Source organism: Staphylococcus lugdunensis, from assembly GCF_001558775.1.
In the GTDB taxonomy this organism is placed as follows: domain Bacteria; phylum Bacillota; class Bacilli; order Staphylococcales; family Staphylococcaceae; genus Staphylococcus; species Staphylococcus lugdunensis.
Genome location: NZ_CP014022.1, coordinates 2277269 through 2297335, shown reverse-complemented (window position 1 = coordinate 2297335; position 20067 = coordinate 2277269). Strand labels below are relative to the sequence as shown.

The 20067-nt window shown below is 31.9% G+C and carries 19 protein-coding genes; 1 reads left to right on the top strand and 18 read right to left on the bottom strand.

Annotated elements, in window-relative coordinates; all coding sequences use genetic code 11:
• Window position 1: 1 nt before the first annotated feature.
• The 15 genes from AL499_RS10705 to AL499_RS10635 form a co-directional block, all read right to left on the bottom strand.
• The gene (locus tag AL499_RS10705; RefSeq protein WP_002492290.1) at window positions 2–1762 is read right to left on the bottom strand and encodes an IucA/IucC family protein; all 1761 of its coding nucleotides are present in this window, start codon (window positions 1760–1762) and stop codon (window positions 2–4) included.
• A 225-nt stretch (window positions 1763–1987) separates the two neighbouring features.
• Entirely contained in the window at window positions 1988–2497 is a 510-nt protein-coding gene (locus tag AL499_RS10700; protein WP_002478917.1) for an Asp23/Gls24 family envelope stress response protein, read from the bottom strand.
• 65 nt (window positions 2498–2562) lie between these two features.
• Window positions 2563–2802, bottom strand: coding sequence for a DUF2273 domain-containing protein (locus tag AL499_RS10695; protein WP_002459996.1), 240 nt, complete (start codon window positions 2800–2802; stop codon window positions 2563–2565).
• A 12-nt stretch (window positions 2803–2814) separates the two neighbouring features.
• Window positions 2815–3351: an alkaline shock response membrane anchor protein AmaP gene (gene amaP, locus AL499_RS10690; RefSeq protein ID WP_002459998.1), complete on the bottom strand. Its 537-nt coding sequence runs from the start codon at window positions 3349–3351 to the stop codon at window positions 2815–2817.
• A gap of 551 nt (window positions 3352–3902) precedes the next feature.
• Entirely contained in the window at window positions 3903–4910 is a 1008-nt protein-coding gene (locus tag AL499_RS10685; RefSeq protein WP_002492264.1) for a zinc-binding alcohol dehydrogenase family protein, read from the bottom strand.
• Window positions 4911–4936: 26 nt separating this feature from the next.
• Window positions 4937–5938, bottom strand: coding sequence for an NADP-dependent oxidoreductase (locus AL499_RS10680; protein WP_002492234.1), 1002 nt, complete (start codon window positions 5936–5938; stop codon window positions 4937–4939).
• Between the two features lie 94 nt (window positions 5939–6032).
• Window positions 6033–6890: an alpha/beta hydrolase gene (locus AL499_RS10675; protein ID WP_002492258.1), complete on the bottom strand. Its 858-nt coding sequence runs from the start codon at window positions 6888–6890 to the stop codon at window positions 6033–6035.
• A gap of 224 nt (window positions 6891–7114) precedes the next feature.
• Complete coding sequence (lacG, locus tag AL499_RS10670) at window positions 7115–8527, bottom strand: 6-phospho-beta-galactosidase (RefSeq protein ID WP_094449185.1); 1413 nt, start codon at window positions 8525–8527, stop codon at window positions 7115–7117.
• Between the two features lie 15 nt (window positions 8528–8542).
• The gene (locus AL499_RS10665; protein WP_172412337.1) at window positions 8543–10285 is read right to left on the bottom strand and encodes a lactose-specific PTS transporter subunit EIIC; all 1743 of its coding nucleotides are present in this window, start codon (window positions 10283–10285) and stop codon (window positions 8543–8545) included.
• 5 nt (window positions 10286–10290) lie between these two features.
• Complete coding sequence (gene lacF / locus AL499_RS10660; RefSeq protein ID WP_002492270.1) at window positions 10291–10602, bottom strand: PTS lactose transporter subunit IIA; 312 nt, start codon at window positions 10600–10602, stop codon at window positions 10291–10293.
• A 19-nt stretch (window positions 10603–10621) separates the two neighbouring features.
• Window positions 10622–11596, bottom strand: a complete 975-nt coding sequence (gene lacD, locus AL499_RS10655) for a tagatose-bisphosphate aldolase (protein ID WP_002460008.1) — start codon at window positions 11594–11596, stop codon at window positions 10622–10624.
• A 3-nt stretch (window positions 11597–11599) separates the two neighbouring features.
• Window positions 11600–12535 carry a tagatose-6-phosphate kinase gene (locus tag AL499_RS10650; RefSeq protein WP_002492269.1) on the bottom strand — a complete coding sequence of 312 codons (936 nt, stop codon included), beginning with the start codon at window positions 12533–12535 and terminating at the stop codon, window positions 11600–11602.
• Window positions 12536–12547: 12 nt separating this feature from the next.
• Window positions 12548–13063, bottom strand: a complete 516-nt coding sequence (gene lacB, locus AL499_RS10645) for a galactose-6-phosphate isomerase subunit LacB (RefSeq protein WP_002460010.1) — start codon at window positions 13061–13063, stop codon at window positions 12548–12550.
• Between the two features lie 15 nt (window positions 13064–13078).
• Window positions 13079–13507: a galactose-6-phosphate isomerase subunit LacA gene (gene lacA / locus AL499_RS10640; protein WP_002460012.1), complete on the bottom strand. Its 429-nt coding sequence runs from the start codon at window positions 13505–13507 to the stop codon at window positions 13079–13081.
• A 230-nt stretch (window positions 13508–13737) separates the two neighbouring features.
• Window positions 13738–14493 (bottom strand): DeoR/GlpR family DNA-binding transcription regulator, encoded by a 756-nt coding sequence (locus AL499_RS10635; RefSeq protein ID WP_002460013.1) that lies wholly within the window; start codon window positions 14491–14493, stop codon window positions 13738–13740.
• 201 nt (window positions 14494–14694) lie between these two features.
• Here AL499_RS10635 and AL499_RS10630 point away from each other — a divergent pair, with 201 nt between their 5' ends.
• Window positions 14695–15429, top strand: a complete 735-nt coding sequence (locus tag AL499_RS10630; RefSeq protein WP_002492228.1) for an NAD-dependent protein deacylase — start codon at window positions 14695–14697, stop codon at window positions 15427–15429.
• A gap of 296 nt (window positions 15430–15725) precedes the next feature.
• Here AL499_RS10630 and AL499_RS10625 read toward each other — a convergent pair whose 3' ends face one another.
• The 3 genes from AL499_RS10625 to lugD all read right to left on the bottom strand — a co-directional run bounded on the left by AL499_RS10625 (window position 15726) and on the right by lugD (window position 20038).
• Window positions 15726–16385, bottom strand: coding sequence for a putative quinol monooxygenase (locus tag AL499_RS10625; RefSeq protein ID WP_002492211.1), 660 nt, complete (start codon window positions 16383–16385; stop codon window positions 15726–15728).
• 1252 nt (window positions 16386–17637) lie between these two features.
• The gene (locus tag AL499_RS10620; RefSeq protein WP_002478847.1) at window positions 17638–18291 is read right to left on the bottom strand and encodes a 4'-phosphopantetheinyl transferase family protein; all 654 of its coding nucleotides are present in this window, start codon (window positions 18289–18291) and stop codon (window positions 17638–17640) included.
• Between the two features lie 7 nt (window positions 18292–18298).
• Window positions 18299–20038 carry a lugdunin non-ribosomal peptide synthetase LugD gene (gene lugD, locus AL499_RS10615; protein ID WP_002478846.1) on the bottom strand — a complete coding sequence of 580 codons (1740 nt, stop codon included), beginning with the start codon at window positions 20036–20038 and terminating at the stop codon, window positions 18299–18301.
• Between the last annotated feature and the right edge of the window lie 29 nt (window positions 20039–20067).

The window sequence follows — 20067 nt, the reverse complement described above, 5'->3', positions numbered from 1 at the left end:
GCTACACCTCACTTTCTAATGGATTATCAAATTCTATACATTTTTCACGTGCAAGTTCAGGATATAGGTATTGTTGAAATGAGGAATGATCTTTAACTTTCGCTCCAAAAAACACCTTTTTTAAAATATCTGCATGTGGTCTAGTGTCATCTATTGCCGTATAAATCACTTGCTGAACAATGCCGTATAAACCATGTTCTGTAATACCTTCATATTGTGTAAAATGATGAACTAATTCTGCAAGATGATACTGTATAACCGTTCGTTGTAAGTTAGCGACAACTTCTTCGATTGAAGCACTGTATATATCATGATGCGTCAGTCTTAAATCTGAGAATTGTTGACATAGTGTTGGCATATGAATACTTATTCCATTTATATCTCTAAAAATAAATTTCATTTGATAATCATTGCCTAAATGTACAATGATATTTTGCATGCTAGCATCTAATGCTACCCCATAATCTTGGATAGCATTAATTAATGGCGTCAATAAAGTATCACTATATGAAGAAATAAAATGTATCACACTTTCTTGTGTGACGGCGTTACCAAGCCATTCTAAATAGCTATCAATAACTGTATGTTGATCAACCGGATTAGTATTAACTAAACTTGAAGAAGCAATAGTAGATCCTGGTTCAAAGATAGCTGGCTTCTGATTGACACTACAAGCTAATTGGCTTGAATGTTCAACATCTGACTTTACATGTGATACAAAAGGCTTACATGTAACTTCTAAGTCAGAATCATCCTTAAAGATATGTTGCAAAATTTGAGTTATTTTTGGTGTATCTTCCATAGTTATAAAACAATCTCTACGAATTGAATGAATATCTTGAACATCAACTGATACTTCAACTTGATACGGTTGATGTATTAAATCTAATGTCTTAAATGATTCAGTAGCTTTAGCTTCAATTGTTAAAGGCGTTGGCAACAACCAGCTTTCACTAACCCATGATTCAAAATATTTTGCAATGACATGCTTATATTGCCATGGATGGACAATCATAACTCGATAGCGATCCAATTTAAGACCCAGCGGTTCAATATAGCGCTTAAGTTTACTTCGATATTGAGGAATAACTTGATTTAGAATAAACTGACTATCGTTATTTATTGTAGCTGTCTTGATTTTATCTTGATGCACGAGCATTATCGGTAAATGAATTGTTTTTTCAAATTCTGCCGTATATTTTTTTACTGCCTCTATGGACATAGGTAATTTCATTTTCTCAAGCGGATGAAGCGCTAGCCCTTCAGTCACTAAACTTTCAGAATACATCAAATCTTGCGTGACACCATTATCAGCTAAATGCTGTAACCAAGTAAAAAAATTTAATGCCTCTGGTAATCTAGCAAATGTCATACTTTGAGTAATTACATCGTGTCGATGTTCAAAATGTTTATAACTTTCAATTAAACAATCTCTGCTATGGATAAGTTCTTTAGAAAGTTTTGTAGATATTTTTATACTAAAAGAATCTCTTAATATATCAATAAGTTGTTCAACTGACATGATTGAATTCTTATGATTACCACATTGATAAATAATATCTTGTGTGAACTCAAACCGTTGAAATGAACTTTTTCTAATGACAGTCATATAAAGTACATGACAATGATATTGAATTTCTAGTTGCTGAGGGCTTTCTGTAATCTTAGTACCTTGTGCAAAAAGACGTTCTTTGATTAAAGTATTCATAAGTCGAAATTGGATATTTTTATCAGCACGCATCTTAATGTGATGTTTTATCATGCCCTGCCTCCATCCATTTACTTCATTATAGTTTTATCTATGTATATCAATTGTTCAATTGATAATAATTATCATTATCACTAACATGGATTATACAAATAAAATGCTTATTTGTAAAATTTTTTCATATCAAATATTGAAGTAATCACACCAAATTTTTTGTACACAAAAACGCGCTTCGACTTTGTCTATCGAAGCGCGTAATATTATTTATTTAATGATAACTTATTGTAAGCCTTGTCTCTCTTTATTATTGTTATCATTGTTTTTTTCATTTTTTTGTTGCCATTCTTTTTTAGTCATAACGTCATCAACTTGCATATTCACTTCAACAACGTCTAAACCAGTAATATATTTTACTTGTTCTTTAACTAAATCAGTGACTTTACGGAAAATTTTAGGTGCAGATTCACCATATTCTAGAATAACTTTTAAATCTACAGCTGCTTGTTTTTCTCCAACTTCAACTGATACACCAGTAGTGACATTGTTTCCACTTGAGAACGCATTAGAGAAACTATCAGCAATACCACCTTTCATATCTAGAATACCTTTAACTTCACGAGCTGCAATTCCGGCAATTTTTTCAACAACTTCATCGGAAAATGTTAATTTATTTTCAAATTGTGGTTCTTGATTTTGTTGTGCTTGTTTTTGTTGCTCTTGTCTTTCTTTTTCGTTAACACCCGTTTGATTATCATATGCTTGTTTAGCTTTGTTATTATCTACAGTCATAGTCATTCTCCTTTTAATTTTATTTGATTTAATAATTGATGAATTTTTTCACTTCGTTTATTTTGTTAACTCCATCTATTTAAAAAATTCATAAAATCTTGAGTACGGTCTTTAATATACCCAATGCCAATACCTATTAAACATAAGACAATGATTAAAATTGTCTTCCAGAATCCTAAAGTTAGGAATAAAATTGCTATGAGTAAAAAGGCAAAGAATCCAATGATACGCCATTTATATGCTTTAATCATATTAATAATGTGTTGGCTAGAATCTTGTCCATTATGATTATTATTGTCAGCCATATTATCCCTCCCTTACAATACGCGAGGACCAGATGTTTTTTGGTCTCTCACATTTACTTCTAATTTTCTTACTGGAATTTCGGCAAAATATTCAATGTTTTGCTTAATGTCTGAACGAATACCTTCAACTAAAGAAGTTGCCTGAACATCATTCGGTACTAAGAAATCCGTTTTAACATCGATATAAGATTTGTCTTTTTTGTTATATAGCTTTGTAATCACATTAGGTTGTCTAACTTGGTCATAATTTTTTAGAGTGTCATAAGCTGTGCGTTCAATTGCTTTTCTTGAGATGTATACATGACCATCATCAAAATCTTTATATAAGCCAGGTTTTCTATAGGTTGGTTTAAAAATGCTAAATACTAAAATTAAACCAATCAATATTAAAAACGCAGCTAATCCAATTAATAGTGGTTGGAACCAATTGAATTGTAAGAAATAGTCTTGATATTCTGAAATACGACTATCTTGTATATACATAAACAAGAGGAAGCCAACAATAACAACTATTAATAGGCCGAGGATGAAATTTTTCAATCTTTTCACCTCAAAGCACCTCCTTAGCTATTGTTGTATGAATTATTTATTATGGTTTACCCTTAATTAAATTTAAAAAACATTAATACATTCTATAAAAACATTTTTCTAAATTTATTATTAAGAGTAATTTATTTCCACCTTATGATTATTCCCAATTTTTTGATTTGAAAACCTTTTATTACTAAATATTAATGACAATATGATAAATATTTTGATTAGGCTTATATTGTCTGCCGTTTTAGAACACACAAATCATTTATATTTAGAGATTAAATGCTTGATAATGGTTATTAAAAAACATTCCTTTTTTTGTTCAAAAAAATACCATGAAGCATTAGGATTTGCGTCTAACACTTCATGGTTCCAAACAGCCCAAAACATATTTATTTTTTAAGCTATGAACTAAATATTGTAGTTGACTAGGATGGAAAATACGCTGATACCAAGCTTTTTTCAATCCTAGTCAATCTAGCCGAGGCGGGACTACAAATTCATAATGCATGCTGTCCTCGTCCCTCTTTTGTCATTTCAATGGATTAATATATATTCAAAGCCTCTTATAGCTTAATCACAAGTTTTCCTATCATTTGATTGCTTTCAATAATTTGATGCGCATCATATAAATGCTCAGCTGATAAGCCCTCAATAACTTTTGTTGTTGTAGGTTGATAGATACCCGCTTCTATTTTCTTTGCAACATCTTTCAGATACTCTTGATGCTTAATCATATCATCTGTATTAAATACTGGTCTCGCAAACATAAATTCATGTGTTAACGTAAGACTTTTGGGCTTTAATGCATTTAAATCTTGCTTTTCTTTAAATGCCACAATGGTTGCTATCTTTCCAAGCGGTTTTACAAGTTCAATCATCGTATTGTAATACATATCAGTATCGTATGTACAAAAAATAAAATCTACAAATTCACCATGTTCACTGTGCAATTGTTGCACTAAATCATCATGATGATTTAATACGATATCCGCACCCATCTTTAATGACCATTGAATAGATTCTGGTCGAGATGCCGTAGTTATAACTTTTAAACCATATGCTTTAGCAATTTGTGTTGCAATACTACCGACACCACCTGCACCGTTAATAATTAATATTGTCTTATGTTGATTAAGCTCAGGATCAGTAGCAATGTTAAATACATCAAAAAGTACTTCTGATGCTGTAATTGCCGTTAATGGCAAGCTTGCACTCGCTTGGGCAGAAATATTTTTTGGTGTTTTAGCTATTAGACGCTCATCTACAGCATGATATTCAGCATTTGCACCGGGTCTTGATGATGTGCCTGCATAGAATACGACATCTCCAATATCAAACATTGAAACCGACTGTCCTACAGCTTCAACTTTACCTACGGCATCATATCCTAAAATACGCTGTTGACCATTAATAGGTCTGATACGTGTTTTCCCATCTACTGGATTAACACTTATTGCTTCTACTTTTACTAAGACATCGTGTGCATTTAATACCGGCATATTAATGTCTGTTTCATAGAAAAAATTACCTTCACTTAATTCAAAGGGTCTATTTGCTATAATTGCCTTCATTTCATTCACCTCAAAGTTTTTCTAAGTTACTCAGAAACTTTTACGATTTGTTTACCAAAGTTATCTCCGGTAAATAAGTTTTTAAATGCTGTAGGTATTTCATGGAAACCATGCGCAATGGAAACTTCAGTTTTAATTTTACCTTCTTTAACCCATTGTGCTAATTGTTCACTTGCTTCTTTAAATGTATCCGAAAATTCTGCAACTAAAAAGCCTCTCATCATAGCTTGTTTTTTTATTAATGTTCCTTGAATACGTGGACCAATATCTCTTTCTGGATGATTATAAGATGATATAGCCCCACAAACTGGAATACGAGCAAAACGGTTTAAATGTTTAAATACTTCATCACTAATCGCACCACCTACATTTTCAAAATAAACGTCAACACCATCTGGAAGCGCTGATGCTAATGCCTCAGCAAAATCGTCTTTTTTATAATCAATGCCTGCATCAAAACCAAGTGTTTCTGTTAAATAATTAACCTTTTTAGTACCTCCTGCTATACCAACCACTCGAGCACCTTTAATCTTAGCAATTTGACCAACAACTGCTCCGACAGCACCAGATGCAGCAGATACTACAACGGTTTCTCCAGCTTTAGGTCGACCAATATCCAGTAATCCATGATAAGCTGTTTGACCAGTCATACCCAGTGTACTTAAATATAATTCTAATGGCACATCTGTTGATGGTACTTTATCCACTTGATTACTTGGTAGCGTATGAAATCTTTTCCAAGGTAACATCCCAATAACAATATCACCTTTTGTAAAGTCATCACTCTTGGACACGACAACTCTTGCCAAAACATGACCAATAATTGGTTGATTTAATTTAAAAGGTTGTACATAGGAATCTGAAGGTGTCATTCTGCCTCGCATATACGGGTCAACAGAAATATATAATGATTCAATTTGAAGCTCACCATTTTTAGGCGTTTGAACATCAATATTTTCATATTTGAATGTTTGATCATTAGGTATTCCTTCAGGATATTGATTTAATACAATTTGTTCATTTTTCATGACAAAGCACCCTTTCTCTCTTTCTTTCAAGTATAGTAGTCAAACGCCAATAGCTCAATTTCATTGCTTTTAAAGTTAGGTATATCCAGTAATTCTATGATTTCTTCCATAAAAATTGGATTATTTCATTAGCAACTTTGTTATTTTCGTGAAGTTGACTATGTTGTGCCGAAGCACCAGTGTATTGTGACTCTTTATAAGATTTGGGACTGTCAGCCAATAAATATTTTAATGACTTTGAAGAACTGTTAGAAACGCGACCATCAGAGTGCGTACCATCTTGGATATCACCGTAAATATTTAATACATCAATCTGTTTGTCTTTATAGTTATTTTTGAGACCAAGTAATTGTTGATAATTCTCTGTCATTTTACTCGGCTTTCCATTTTTATCAACACTAATTTCGTTTACCTTTTCATTAAGATTTAAAACACCATTAAATGTTCCCGCAATGTTTACTTCTTTATTAAGTTGAGGTAATTGGGTATCTTGACCATATAATTTCATAAAATAAGCAAAAGATAAGTTTCCCATAGAATGCGCGACAAAATTGTACTGTTTAATATGAAAGTCGTTTTTTAATTTAGTTAACACATTTTTGATATGACTTGCATTTTGCTTAACATTACCATTTTTATTATCTTCTAATTCTATTTTCACAATTGGATTAATTGCATTTTTAGCTAACTTTCCTTTAAACGTAATATCCCCATTCTTGTCTACAATTGCTGTTATGACTTGATTGGTCACACCATGATTTACAGCTTGTTGCACCATATATTTCTCTGAATTTGCACTGCCACCATAACCATGCAAAAATAATGTTGCTGTATGCGAATGATTATAACTTGAACTATTTTGTTTTGATTGTGAGGATGATTGACATCCATAAGTTAAAAATAACATCAACGTTAATATTGCTATGAGTAAACCTGTTTTTTGAAATTTCATTGATTATACCACATCCAATTATTTTGTATTCAGTATACCTAAGTTAGTAAAAATTGCCATGAAAAAAAACTCATATACTGATGTCTATGACTAGATGAATTACCTTTGACTTTAAAATATCTACTACTTCAATATATTGCCTTTTCTATAATAGCATTTTATGTTTTACAGAATAAAAAACACCCATCACAAATTAATTGGATGAGTATTCTTAATCATACTAGTTATTTTATTTCTTTTGATTCAGCTAATTCTTTATACCAATAAGCACTTTTTTTAGGATAACGTTCTTGCGTTTCGAAATCGACATAGAATAAACCATAGCGTTTTTCATAACCATTTGACCAAGAGAATACATCCATCAATGACCAAATGAAATAACCTTTAACATTAGCACCATCACGGATAGCGTCGGCTATTACTTCTAAGTGTTGTTTAACATAATCGATACGCGCATCATCATGCACAGTTTTTTCAGATTCTATAAATTCATCTTTATAACCTAAGCCATTTTCTGTGATATAGATTTTATGGTAATTCGGATATTCTTTAACTACACGCATAATTTGATCATATAAACCTTTAGGATAAATCATCCAATCCCAGTCCGTTCTTGGTACATCAATATCAAACTCACGTTGTCCTACGCCTTTAAGTTGATATTTAGATCCACCTTTATCACCTGTAGCATTGTGTGTAATTTCAGATTCTCCATCATAACCTCTCATCCAATCACTCATATAGTAATTGATACCTAAGAAGTCATTTAAATCTTTGGCAGCATCTAATGTACGTAAATCTTCATCAGATATATCAAGCTTTCCTCCGTTTACAGAGAGGATGTGTTGCACACCTTCTCTAGTTTCACGTGAGTAATGACCTAAATAAGTTGCATCTAAAATAAACTTGTTATGAATAATGTCTTCTAATTCAGCAGCCTTTACATCTTCAGGATTAGTAGGATCATATGGGTATTTTGTTGGTAATGCATGTACAACACCAATCTCTCCAGAATAGCCATTATCTTTGAATAATTTAACTGCTTTTGCATGAGCTACCATCATATTGTGATGTGATTGGAAGACCTTTGCAAAATCATATTTAATACCTGGAGGGAACTTACCAACTAAATATTGACCATCGCCGATAGGTCCAATTTCATTGAACGTTGTCCAAAAGTTAACTTCTGAAAATTCTTCAAAACAGAATTTGGCATAGTCAACAAAATAATCAATCGTCTTACGATTTAAGAAATCACCATCTTTATGCAATGTTTCTGGAGTATCAAAATGGTGTAATGTCACAAATGGTTCAACATGACGTTTATGACATTCTTTAAATAAATTATGATAGAATGCTACACCCTTTTGGTTTACTTCGCCATAGCCATCTGGAAAGATACGTGACCATGCTATTGAAATTCTTATCCCATTCACTCCGAATTTTTCACTTAATTCTAAATCTACAGGATTGCGATGATAAAAGTCACTAGCAGGTTCTGCCGTATACCAATAATTTTCTTCTAAATACGTATCCCAGGCAACACGACCTTTACCGTCTGCTTGCGTTGCACCTTCAGCTTGATATGCAGCAGTTGCGCCACCGAAAATAAAATCTTCTGGTAATTTCTTCATTATACATTCATCTCCTAATTATTTTTCAAATTGTTTCTGAACGAATTCTAAAGCTGCTTGCCCATCTCGTGTTAAATTGATATATTCTACCCCTTGCGTTTTCGCAAGTTTAATACCTAATCTATCAGTGTCTTGTTTAATATCTTCATAGTTTGAAGCTACTTGAGGTGCTAAAATAATTAACTGATAATCTTTCATAATATCCATATGTGCACCGTAACCACCTGCTGCTGCTTTTACTGGCACATTGTATTCTTCAGCTGCTTTATTTAAAGCATTAGCTAATAAACCACTTGTACCTCCACCAGCACATAACACTAACACATTGGTTTCTTCATTAATGTTATTCGTTTGTGCGACATCAGCTTGATGTGTTTCCTCACTTGCTGTTGCTTCACTTGCTCCAGCAGTTGCTAAAATTGCGTCTGCTTTTTTAGTATCAAAGTTAGCTGATACTTTTTCTTGTAATTCTGTATTTGCTTCTTTATTGCCTAGTTCTTCTTCTAAAATTTGCTCATCATATACTTTTACAAACGGATAATAAATAATGACGTCGACTACGATTAATACAATCGCTAAAACGAACGACCAAAAAGCAAAACCGGTACCCATCACGATACCTAAAGGACCAGGTGTTGTCCAAGGTAAAAATATACTAAAACTATTCATGCCAATGACATCAACAAAGAATTTGAAAATCCATACGTTAACAATTGGCGCAAATATAAACGGTATAAAGAATACTGGATTCAAGACTAATGGTGCACCAAATAAAATAGGTTCATTTACACCAAAGAAAGTAGGCACTACTGATGCTCGACCAATTGCTTTATTTCGTTTTGATTTTGTTAACCACATAAACATAAATGGTACAACTAATGTGGAACCTGTACCACCCATAGTTACCACGAACATTTGTGTCCCTGGTGTAATCACTTTGTCTGCATGCTCACCAGCTTGTAATAAATGCAAGTTGGCTTCAAGGTTTGCATACGTAATCGCTGCAATTGCCGGTTCAACTATAGAAGGACCGTGAATACCTACAAACCAGAAGAATGCAAATGCACCAAAGATAATTGTTACACCTACCCAACCGTCTGCAGCAGTGAACAATGGCTCAAACACTTTTAACACTGAATTGGCAACATTGGCATGAATTGTTGCTCTTGAGAGTAAATCTAAGCCATATAAAATTAAGATAACTGCAGATAAAGGGAAAATGTCTTTAAATACTTGCGAAATATTTGGTGGCACTTCTTTCGGCATTTTAATTGTGATGTTACGTTTAATAAAGAAATTATAAACAATAACTGTCACAAAGGCAGAAATAAAGGCTGTTAATAACCCTTTTGTTCCCATAAAACCACTTAAAAATCCACCATCTTTGGCAGGATCAGCCGCTAAAAATAAGAATCCACACATCGCTGCCATCATTGTTGAAATAAAGTTAATTTGATTCGTTTTCTCCAATTTACGGTTAAATGAATCCGTCAACGATTTCGCAGTCGTGCCGGCTACTAAGAAACCTACAATCCCCATCGTGTAGTTATAAGGTTTCATAAGCATACCTTCAACAGTCTTACTCCAAAAGAAACCAAAAACGTTAGGAACGTATGCAATTAAAATAAAAATACTAGAAAACAAAATTACAGGTATCGCCGCAATGAATCCATCACGAATGGCTCTTAAATAAATATTACGTGATATCTTTTCAAAAAAAGGCTTGCCCTTCTCGATTTGCTCAATTAGTTTATTCATCAAGGTCTTCACCCTCTTCTGTACAATTCAATTAGATGTTTCATTAAATCTTTTAATAATAATGTCGTCATTAAATGGTCTTGACCATGCATCATTGTGACACTATAGACAATATCATCTCCTTGCGCTTCTTTTGCAAGTAAGCTTGTTTGTGCTTTATGTGCATTAGCAATACACGTGTTTGCTTCCTCAACTAAGCTTTCAGCTTGGTCAAATTTCCCATTTTGTGCTGCAGTAAGTGCTTCTAACAATTTTGATCTAGCATCTCCTGCATAAGCTACGATTTCAAAGCCAAGTAATTGAACTTCTTCTCTATTCATTAATCTTCCACCTCACAAATTACTGTTTCCAAGATGTTGCAGTAGTTGCTAACACTTTATTTAAATCATCTATATTTTTAAATCCTGTTGTACGTAACCATTCACGAGCCGCTTCTTCACCTTGTTCAATATAAACTTTAACTGAACCAGCCCATGTTGCACGACCACATAGAACGCCATTAAAGTTTGCGCCTGCATCATGTGCGAATTTTAATGTTTCTTGGAATAATTCTGCAGAAACACCTGCACTTAAATAGATATATGGTAAGTTTGTTGCTGCATCTTGTTCTTTAAAGTATTGTGCTGCTTCTTCTTTGCTATAAACAACTTCTCCTTGAGCAAATCCCTCAACATAGTTCATGTTGACTGGAACTTCAACTTTCAACACATCTACATTAAAACGTTCTTGTGAGAATAATTTCATCGCTTCATTAACTTTATGTGGTTTTACTTTAGCGAATTCAGCACTTTTATTATCAGCAATCTTATCATCATAAGATAAAACTTCTAAGAAGAATGGAATATCTTCTGCAACACACTCTGAACCAATACGTTCGATATATGCTTGTTTTTGAACATTAATTGCTTCATCATCATCCACATCATAATAAAGCAAGAATTTCACAGCATCTGCACCTTGTTCTTTTAAGCGTTTTGCTGACCATTCAACCAAGCAATCTGGTAAACGTCCTTTTGCATTGACGTCATATCCTGTTTTTTCATAAGCTAACAATAAACCACAAGATTTGTTGCGCACTTCAGAAGCTGGAAGACCGTATTCTGGGTCTAAAAGTATTGATGATGCATATTGCGTTAATTCTTCTGATACAAGTGATTTTAAACGTTCAATTTGTTCTACTGATGGCGTTTCAGTTTGATGTTCTGCCATCATACGTTTTAATGCACCACGTTGGTCAAAAGCAAGCGCTGAAATAATACCTTGTTCATTGCTAAGTTTTTCAATTGAAGCTACTTTTTGTGTTGATTTAGTCATTTTTTACACCTCTACAACTTTAATTTGTTGATATAATTGATCGTAATGCGCGATATTGATATGTCCTGTTTGCTTTTCTTGTGCATTGAGCATGCCAAGTGTGTTCGCTTTTTTTAGCAAATCTTCATCAGATTCATGGTGCAGTAAAGCTGAAGCAATACCTGCTACTGTAGAGTCTCCAGAACCTACTGGATTTACTACCTCTATTGTTGGAATATTCACTCTATAATATTTATGATGATGTTTTGCAAAAGCACCTTTACTACCTAATGACACGATAATCCACTCTATTCCTTCAAAAATAGGTTGTTCTAGTGCAACTTTTAATTCATGAACATCTTCTGAAATATTTAAGTTAATTAATTGATTGAGTTCATCAATGTTAGGTTTAATTACTGTTGGTTTAACTTGAGCATTTAACACGCTTTCCAATGATGCACCGGAACTATCTACAATTGTAGGAATATCTCGTGCCGCTGCCAATGCTACTATGTCAGCATAATAACTCGTTTCAAGTCCTTTTGGTAAACTACCTGACATCGCAACGACTTGTGCTCGATTTAACAACTGTGTTTCTAAATATGTTTTAAACTCTGTTGCTTCATCTGTGCTTACTGTAGGTCCTTGTTCTAAAATTTCAGTCTGTTGTCCCTCATGTAATATGGCGATACAGTTTCTTGTTTGACCTTGAATGTGATAAAAGTTACGTTGAATTTGATTGGAATCAAGTTGACTTTCGATAAATGTACCTAATTCACCACCAAGCAAACCACTAGCTAAGACCTCATCACCAAGCTCACTTAAAACACGTGTAACGTTAAGTCCTTTTCCTCCAGCAGTTTTACCAATTTGACTCACACGATTTACTGTGTCTAATTTAAACTGGTCTAAGTGATATGAAATATCTACTGAAGGGTTTAAAGTTAATGTTAGTATCATTGTTAACCACCCTTAATCGTGATATACACCTTGTTTCCATTTTTCTAAAAATTCATCGAAGAAATGAGGATCCGATTGGTTATCATTATGAGCTTCTAAATGTTCAATTTTTGCAATAAGTTTTTTATTTTCTTCTGTTGGTTTATATTCCGCTTTGATAAAAGCATCTACAATATCAAACAATAATAATTTACCAATAATTGCGCCACCAAAGCTAACTACATTGGCATTTAATTCTTCTTTTGAATATAATGCAGATGTCATATCTCTTACTAAAGCAGTTCTAACGCCTGGAACTTTATTCGCAGCATTGCTAATACCAACACCCGTACCACAAATACACACGCCTAAGTCTGCTTCACCACTCGTAACTGCTTCGCCTACTTTTTTACCAAAGATAGGATAATGTGTACGTGTAAAATCATAAGTTCCTACATCTAATACTTCATAACCTTCTTCTTTTAAATGTTTAGAAAGTTCCATTTTTACATCAGTAACGATATGGTCACATCCGATTGCAATTTTCATTATTAATTCCTCCTATTAGCACATTTTATTTAACATATCTACACGGATTTGATGACGACCACCATCATAATGGCCATTAACAAATTCTTTAGCAACATTTTTAGCTAACGTATCACCAACGATTTCTGCTCCCATAGTAATCATACGCGCATTGTTATGGCCTCTAGTCATATACGCAGAACGTTCATCAGATACTTCCGCAGCAATCATACCTTTAACTTTAGTAGCTACCATAAAACTACCTGCTCCGAATTTGTCTATAGCGATACCTAGATTGTCGTCGTTTTTTTGAACTTCGTTTACAACAGCCAATGTTGCATCAACAAAATCTAAATCTTTACCTTCTGTTACATCTACCACATCGTGATTTTGTTCAATTAAAAATGCTTTGACTACATCTTTCAAACGTTTACCGTCTACATCTGAACCAATAATTACAGTCATAATGATTCTCCTCTTTTAATAAATTTCGCGAGTATTATCTATTTTTACAAAAGCGCTTTCAAACTCTCTATGTTTAAATTATAAACATAAATAAACATAAAATCAACATTTATTGTTTGAATTATGTTTGACAATTTCGATTTTGACTGTATTTCAAACATTCTTTTCGCTTCCAAAAAATAAAGACAAGATTGTCAAATTGAACAACCTTGTCTTGGTTAATTAGTTGGTTAATGAATTACTTCTGTGTATTTTTTTAGTTTTTCTATTTTTTCATCATCACTTTGATTGATAATTACTGCTGTTAGCTCAGTTAAATCACACATTTGGGTGAAATCCTCTTTATCTATCTTGGAATCATCTATAAGCAAGTACTTTTCTACAGAATGATTTAGTGCAATTTGCTGTGTATAAGCCTCATCAATAGTTGATGTTAAAACGTTTGAACCTTTTATCGCATTACAACTAAAAAACATTTTACTAAAACGTTTTGTCTTAAGTAGCGTATTTGCCATTTCACCAACAAAAGATTCTGTGAGCTCTCTCATTTCGCCTCCTAATAAATATACATTAAAGTGAAGCGATCGTTTTTCAAATAAAATTTTAAATACTGGCAAACAGTTTGTAATTACAGTTAGATATTCTTTTTCCATAATATTGGCCAATAACTCTATTGTTGTTCCTGGTCCTAAAAATATCGTATCACTTTCTTCAATTAGTGACACAGCCTTTTGGGCAACTTCTTTTTTTTGTTCTATATTTTGTGCATGCTTTTCTTGATGTGATTTTTCTTTAAACTGGAATACTGAGTTGCTGCGAGCACCACCATGTATCTTAGTCAATACCCCTTTTTCTTCCAGTTCAGCAAGATCTCGTCGAACGGTCATATCAGATACATTTAAATCTTCGACGATTTCATTTGTTCTAACTGTTCCTTTTTTATTAACTATCTTAGTAATTTCATCTAAGCGATCATATTTATTCATAGATATCCTTTCACATCCTGATATTAGTGAATTTTATAAATTTTGAATACATATTTTCAGATAATAACGAATTCTCCAGCAATCTAAGTATATCAGATGTATGGAATTAATAATAACAACACTTTTTAAACTTTAGTATATCTATAGTATAATTATAATATTGAAGATAAATGATCAATATGATTTATAGAGGTGTTTATATTGAAACAACAAATAGAACAATTGAAGGAAATTATTAATACATCGCAACGTATTGTCTTTTTTACAGGAGCCGGCGTATCAGTAGCAAGTGGCATACCTGATTTTCGATCTTCAGGGGGATTATATGACGATGTTTCAAAAGATGGATACGCTCCAGAGTATTTGCTAAGTATTAATTATTTTGAAGACGATCCTAAAGGTTTTATGAATTTCGTTCATCAGCGATTACTTTTTACAGATAAAACACCCAACCCAGTTCATTATTGGATTGCAGAGTTAGAAAATAAAGGTAAATCCCTCGGTGTGATTACTCAAAATATAGATGGCTTACACGAAGATGCAGGCAGTAAAAATATAGACGAAATACATGGCACACTCAATCGTTTTTATTGTTTGAATTGTGGAAAAAAATATACTAAATCATATGTCATAGAACACGATTTAATATACTGTGAAGATTGTGGTAAAGCCATTCGTCCTGACATCGTGCTATACGGTGAAATGTTAGATCAATCTGCTGTATTTAGTGCATTAAACAAAATCCAAGAAGCAGATACAGTAATCGTATTAGGTTCTTCTTTAGTAGTCCAACCTGCTGCTGGATTTATATCAAATTTTACAGGAGATTACTTAGTCATTATTAATAGAGACGCTACACCGTATGATCATCGTGCTGATTTAGTCATCCATGATGATATGACAAAGGTAGTAGAAGACGTACTAAAGATCAGCTAAAAGGGAGCGGGACAGAATTCATAATGAATTCTTAGTCCCGTCCCGGCAAGGTTGACTAGGATTGAAAAAGCTTGGTATAAGCGTATTTTTAATCCAGTCAACTACTGCCAATATAGAGTTCATAACTTAAAACATAATGATGTCCCAGTCTCGGTTTAAATTCTATTTGTTGGTGCCCCGATTTGCAACTTTCCTTGCTCGTAGTATATCTTTATTGGGGCACCATTTATGTTATATTTAACGCTATATTTTGACTAATTGCGTTTTTTCAGGGTATTGACGATTTACCTTTCAATCTATTGAAGATATGTTAAACTTCCCTTTGTGACCATAACATCATTTTGTAAGTCTACCAAAACTTTATTAGCTAACGCTCCTTCTGTTTCATTGATATACGTTTTAAAATGAGACGTATTACAGTGGATATTATATGCTTTTTCATCGTTGTAAACTTCATAAAAATAGAATCGTTGAGAATTATTACGATCCTGAAGTGCATACATAGCAAGTACATCGTCTTCTGCAATGATTGAAGCCTTCATATTTTTTAATACACTTTCTCTAAAATTTAATTCTTCATTTTCTTTTACTAAAATTTGTGCAAATTTTAAGCAGAAATGTTCTGCACCAATCCATTTCGATGATGCTAATTTCTCTTTTAAAAAGATTGGCTCTACCTCAAATGCTTTTTGTTGCGTCAACTTCGTTCCAACTTGATTAGTAAACTCTTGATATTGGGAAGAATTTAAATGTTGTTGATAAGCATATTCATCTTTATATACCTCAAAAACAATAAATTGATTAGGATTTTCTGTTATTTTACTAGCGTACATTGCCAGTGTACCATCCTCATTTTGATAAGAAGTTGATAAGTTATTCACACCTGCTTGATGAAATACCTCTATATCGTGATTACTGACTTCTAATTTAAATAGATGTGCTACTGGTTTTTCCATGGTTAAAACCCCTTCTCGATTCCATTAATCATAAATATAGTATTCAAATGATTTAAATTACTAATAGTTTAGACTACTAGTTAAAAAGTATCAATTGTATAGAGCATAATCCGACAAAGATGTTTAGGATTTGAGCAGATCCTAGCAATAAGCGAAAATGTTTTACCAAATTTTTGTAAATGGTGACAGCATGATTAACACGCGTTGTCCGTGAAAGCGTTCTTAATTGTGTGAAAATTATGTAACGATACCAAAAGACAAATGAGAGTTCTATGAGCTACTTTCAAAATACCATAATAGATAATTAGTTTAGACAAAGTGGAAATGATTGTTTGTGACATTGTCTTTAAAAGACTAGAAAGTTATACGAATATGAAATAAACTTTTATTTTTCACAACAAAAACCACTATTCAAAATTTTCATTTTTTCAATTCTATAATAAATCACTAGTCCGATTTTTAAATTTTGAATATAAAAATAACGCAATTATCTCTATAATTACTAAGTGATTAATATAAATAAAAGAGGTAATAAGCCTTTATTCATGTAACAGACATACCGCAACGTAGATGTGGCTGCTAATTATAAACTTAAATCATTAAAAGAACATTTCTATCGATATCCATTAATGATTAGACTAAAAGTTAGAGCTATAACAATTGATGTGTATGAACTTTATATATCTAAATTAGCAATTATTCAGACATACTAAGATAAATCTAGTTTGTTTTCATACAATCCAATTTATTACATAGAGATCTCAATATGTCGGTGATTTGTATTATAAATCGATTCAGAAAGACAGATAAAATCCTTTATAATCAATACAAAAATTATTGCAATCTTTTTCTTATACATTGAATTATAAAAAGTTTATGGATTAAGAAAGTTATTAAAAGAAAATCAAACAAATTAGTTACTTAAAATTTTATTTTCTATTAATTTATCAGCTATTTTGTACAAAGATCCTTCCAATAATTAGAACATTAAAACAGATAATAACCTTAATTGAAATATAATCAATTATTCAAGACTTTACAACGGTCTATAGAGATAATTAAACATAAAATTCAGATAATAAAAAGATTATCTTTTGACTATGGAATATATGATAATTTGTGTTTTAGAATGCTCATAGGTTCAAGACTATTCACATCTTAATTTAAAAAGAAGTTAAGCATCCGTCACTTAACTTCCATAACTTAAATGAATTGTCCTATTTAAAAAACAGCCTCTTAGTTCAAATTCTATTTAAAAACTAGAAAATGACTTTAAAAAATGAATTAGTTCCTCAAACTGAATGATTTTAATACTATATGTTTTTAAACCGTCAGCAGTAACCGAACAATAGTAATTATTCCATTCAAAAGTAATAAAATCATATTTTTTAGTTACATTTACTTTTTTTAAATTATCTGAAATACCAGTACCTTTTTTCTTTAAATATGCTTCTTTTTTTGTCCAAATATCATAAAATCGCCTCTTATATTCACGTTTTTTAGCTCTTTTCATTAATTTTTTTTCTTCTTCATGAAAGCAATATTCAATAATTTCATTAGGAACGTCATTTAATTCTTCAACGTCAATTCCTACTTCACCATGTTCATAAAATGCAACATAAACAACTTTACCAGAATGTGATATATTAAAGTAAATGTTATTATTCTCAATATACGGTTTACCGTATTTTTCTTTTAATATATTTACATCATTAGGAGAAATACCTCTAAGCTTATACATTCCATACAAAACCACTAATCTACTATATAGCAAATTTAGTTTATCTCTATCGTAATATAAAGCGGCGATTTTGTTCAAATCTTCTTCCTGTATAAAATTAAGTAACTTGGTCTCTATTGTAGAAAATACACTTTTCTTATTTTCATAAATATAAATCATCAGCATTATAGTTTCACCTTTCAGTTAATAGAGTTTCTAACTCTTTCACTGAGTTATTTTCATACAGTTCAATCATTTCTAATTCTCGCCCAATTTTATTTTCAATCCAAATCTTAATCCTCATCATTTGAATGGAATCAACTCCAAAATCTAACAAAGTATCTGTAGATTGAATATTTGTCACATCAAGTTCCAAAGATAACATCTTTCTTAGCTCAGTACTCACATCATCGGTACTATCTTTATTCTTACGTATAAAGTGACGCTGCTCCATGTAGATATCAAATAACTTATTATAATCAGTTTTTCCATTAATTGTGATAGGAAATCTTTCTACCTTAAATACATAATTGGGCATTTCGTAAGGTAATAAATAGTTAGATAATTTTTTTAATATTTCATTTTTATCTGACGAAATTTCACCTTCATATGCAATAATCATCTTTTTAGGAGTATCTTTTGTTAAAAGAATACGGCTTTCAGTATTGAAACACTTATTAAACTTATTGGAAATTTCGCTTAAACTCAATCGATAACCATTAACTTTAAAATCATCATTCTTCCTACCAAGTATTTTAATATAATTATGTTCCGTATAGATACCTAAGTCACCAGTTAGATAAATATATCCCAATCTAGGATGATGTATAAACGATTTACTAGTTTTAAACTGGTCATTTATATACCCATGGGCTACTCCCATTCCACCAATAGCAATTTCTCCAACTTCCCCTACATCACAAAAATCATGTTCATTATTTAATATATATATCGTTTGGTTGGTTAAAGGATACCCGTAGGGAATATATTTCAATTGATTTACCTCATTTTTCATAACATTATAAGTAATTGACCAAATAGTACCCTCAGTTGCTCCTCCTAAACTATGCAAATTCACATTGGGTAATTCTTTATAAAAAAGTTTAGCTAATCCTACTGAAATAAAATCTCCACTTAGTAAACAATGTTTTAATTTATTCTCTATAACTTTATTGGAGTTTAAATAAAGATACATTAAGTTAGGTACGGAATTCCAAATCGTTACTGGATATTTTGAAAGAATCATATTAATTTCATTAAAATCTCTAGGATCTTCAACTAAATGCAATGTCCCTCCAACAATTATTGAGGCAAATATATCAAAAATGCTTAAATCAAATGATAGGGATGATAGATTTAAAAAATAATCAGTATCATCTAAATCAAATCTTTCAATTAAATCGAAGATGGTGTTCACAACTTGATAATGAGATTCTATGACTCCTTTTGGCATTCCAGTAGTTCCCGAAGTAAAAATCACATAAGCAAGGGAATCATCCCCAACTAATGGTTTAATAGTATTGACGACATTTACTTTATCATGTAAAAAATAGGTGTTCTTGCAGTCAATGAACGCTTTCGCTTGTGTTTTATCTAAAATATAATTTATCCTTTCATCTGGCGAAGCTGGATTAATTGGTATAAAGAAATTGCCTGAATTCAAGACTCCTAAAATTTGTCCAACTACATCTATATTTTTATATCCCATTATTGCAATTGGCTGATTATTAAAATCAAATAAGTTAGTTACCTCAATCATTTTATTGTATAGCTGTTCATAAGTAATACTTTCTTTTTTGTTTCTAACTGCAATCTTATCTGGATGTTTCTTCACATTGTCCAATAAGAACTCATGAAGCTTTTTACTTGATTCTATCAGCTTTTGAGTATTGTTATATTTTTTATATAATTCATTTAAATGCAATTTAGACATATAAATTCTCTCCTTCTAGCTAAGCTTAA